We start from the raw sequence: 3,011 nt of genomic DNA, 5'->3' as shown, positions 1-3,011 counted from the left end.
GCGCTGTCTCCAGTTCATTGCGCTGTGGGTCAACCAGGTTGCCGATGATGCCGATCACGCAGAACATGCCGCCGATCGGCATGGCCACATAACCCCAGAACATGGAAATGGATTCAAGGCCGGCCATGGACTGCACACGCCCGCGAAGGGAATAGTCCCAGCCCCACCAGACGATGACTGCGACGAGGGCCAGAGCGGCGATGCAGACCAGCCAGTCCAGCACCCGCCGGATGCGGGGTGGGCTCCAGCGGTAGAGCACATCCACGCTGACCATGGCGCCCTGGCGGAAAGCCATGGGAATTCCCATAAAGACCATCCAGATCAGGCTGAGGCGGATCAGAATTTCACTCCACTCTGCAGGCTGCTCGAAGACAAAACGCGTCAGGATCTGGAACACACCGAGCCCCGATGCGATGACCAGCATCACGCAGGCCACCAGCATGGAGAAGCCGGTGGTCCACCGTTCAAGTTGGAGAAAAGCTTGTTTCATGGATGCGCCGATACATGAGGAGAATTGAGAATTGCAATGAAAACGCCCGCAGACCAATGGTGGCGGGCGTAAGCGGCTACAAAAAAAGTAGCAAAATAGTTGCGGTACGGTTTACTTGTAGTTCCTGATCGCGTCGATGTTGGCTTTGCCGAACTGCTTTTCAAATTCAGCGTTGACCGGCGCCAGCGTTGCCACGAACTTCGCCTTGTCGACGTTTTCGATCACGGTCATGCCTTTGCTGCGCAGCTCGGCTACACCGTTGGCATCGTCCTGGTCCACGCGGGCCCGGTTCGCCTTGGTCGCTTCCTTGGCGGCATCAACGAAGGCTGTCTTGTCGGCAGCGCTGAGCTTGTCGAAGGCCGCTTTGTTCATCAAGAAAATGCAAGGTGAGTAAACGTGGCCGGTCAGTGAAAGGTGCTTTTGCACCTGGTCGAACTTGGCGGACATGATCACAGACAGGGGATTTTCCTGGCCGTCGACCGTGCCTTGCTGCAGCGCCGTGAATACTTCGGGAAAAGCCATGGGCGTGGTGATGATGCCCAGGCCTTTGTACGCAGCGATATGCACCGGATTTTCCATGGTGCGCATCTTCAGTCCCTTCAGGTCCTCCGGAACTTTCACGTCCCGCTTGCTGTTGGTCATGTGCCGAAAACCGTTTTCGGCCCAGGCCAGCGCCTTGAAGCCCTTGGCATCGAATTTGGTCAGGAGATTCTGGCCGATGGGGCCGTCCAGCACGGCGCGCGCGTGCGCCTTGTCCCGGAACAGGAAGGGAACGTCGAGGATCTTGGTCTCGGGGACAAAATTGGGTACGGGGCCGGTGGAGGAGAAGGCCAGCTCCTGGGTGCCCAGCTGCACGGCCTCGATGGATTCGCGTTCGCCGCCCAGGGCCCCGTTGTAGAAGGTCTGGACTTTGTAGCGGCCTGCTGTGCGTTTCTCGACTTCTTTGGCAAAAGTGTCGATGGCAATGCCCTGATGCGAATTCTGGGCCGTGGAAATGCTGATTTTCATGGTGGTCTGTGCATTTGCAGACGCCATGAATCCCGCTGCGAGCGTCATACCGATAATCAGTTTTGAAAGCTTCATGTTGTTTGTCTCCGTTGAGTGATCGGGCCGGGAATTTTGTGGACGACTGGGGCCGGTTCTGCATCAGGATTTTCCGACCATAAGCACACKCATTATTGCCGCGATGCATCTGCGGTCGTGCGCGGGTTTTCGCTTAAGTACGCCGCGATGATGCTTTCAAAATCACTGTCAGGCAGCAGGCCCAGCGACCGCGCGCGTGCTGCGTCGATATCGGCGGGCCAGTTGCCCACGATTCTTGCGATGACAGGGTCGTACACCCAGTCGATCAGTCCCGCCGCATCTTTGCCGGCCACCCGGGCCAACGCCTGCGCCATTTCGCCGACCGTTGTCTTGAGGGCCGGCAGGTTGACGGCTGTGCGGGCGCCCCATTCGGTGTCGGTAGCCTCTGAAGCACGAATCAATCCCTCCACCGTACGTCCGGGCGACGCAAGAGCCACGGCCGTTTCGGGAGGAACAGGGCACTGTGCCCTCGTTCCCGCAAGGGGTTCCCGAATAATGCCGCTGAGAAAGCTCGATGCCGCACCGTTGGGTTTTCCGGGCCGCACGCTCACCGTCATCAGACGCACATTGCGCCCGCGTATGAAGCCCTTGCGCGCGTAATCAGCCACCAGTTGTTCACCGATAAATTTCTGGATGCCGTAGCTGTTCTGCGGTGTGGGCAGCGTTCTGTCATCGATGACCGCCGGGAGTGGTTGCTCGGGTGAATTGCCAAACACTGCAAGCGAACTGGCGAATACGACGGTGGGCGATGTATTCAGGGCACGGCACGCCTGCAGCAGCGCACGCGTAGCATCGACATTGCTGCGCATGCCAAGGTCGAAATCCGCTTCGCATTCACCGCTGACTGCCGCCGCCAGATGGAATATCAGCGTGTCTTTTTCTGTCACCACGAGTGCTTGCGGATGACCGTCTTCCAGCAGCCGGCTCAGATCGCCGGTGATGGTTCGAATGCGGTTGTCCGCGGCCAGCGCGGCCGGCGGCGCCACCCTGTCAACCAGTGTCACCGTCCGGATGGTTTGCGGTGCGCTGCCCGCAAGAGCCAATTGCCCCGCGTCCAGAAGTTGCCGKGCCAGCCTGGCCCCGAGAAATCCGGCGCCGCCGGTGATGACGATATTCATGGGTATGTTGTCTCTATCTTTTTGTTGGTTACTCGCCGGCATGCCCGCGCCGGTCCGATTGCCTGCGGTACGTGAGGCAGTTTAGTTCGAAAGAGGAGTCGTTCCATGCAGCCGCCAGATGGTGCTGATTTGGAAGAGGCTCGGAGAAAAGTATCGTGCAACTCCGGCGGCACGGTTTCTGCTCCGACGTTCGAGCCGTTCAGGATTCGCCGCGGCGGCAGAGTCACTGATTGGGRCGCCAGGACGCCGCCAGTGATGAGCGGCTTGGCGCCCGAATGAAATGGGCCGCTGGCTCGAGCCCCGATCCTTCAGGCTGCTAC

3 protein-coding genes are annotated in these 3,011 nt (G+C 59.4%); all 3 read right to left on the bottom strand.

The features are described from left to right. On the bottom strand, positions 1-490 hold a 490-nt coding region (locus AC1D1P_RS19320), incomplete at its 3' end, for a TRAP transporter small permease (protein ID WP_477674089.1). Between the two features lie 111 nt (positions 491-601). Beyond that, positions 602-1,573, bottom strand: a complete 972-nt coding sequence (locus AC1D1P_RS19315) for a TRAP transporter substrate-binding protein (RefSeq protein ID WP_477667877.1) — start codon at positions 1,571-1,573, stop codon at positions 602-604. Between the two features lie 92 nt (positions 1,574-1,665). Further along, entirely contained in the window at positions 1,666-2,691 is a 1,026-nt protein-coding gene (gene denD, locus AC1D1P_RS19310; RefSeq protein ID WP_477667876.1) for a D-erythronate dehydrogenase, read from the bottom strand. Positions 2,692-3,011 lie beyond the last annotated feature (320 nt).

The organism is Polaromonas sp. P1_E1_2, assembly GCF_056406035.1.
This window is presented reverse-complemented; position numbering and strand designations above follow the sequence as displayed.

What these genes read in the sequence shown, in the direction of transcription:
- AC1D1P_RS19315 (WP_477667877.1), bottom strand. Translation starts at nt 1,573, where the DNA reads ATGAAGCTTTCAAAACTGATTATCGGTATGACGCTCGCAGCGGGATTC.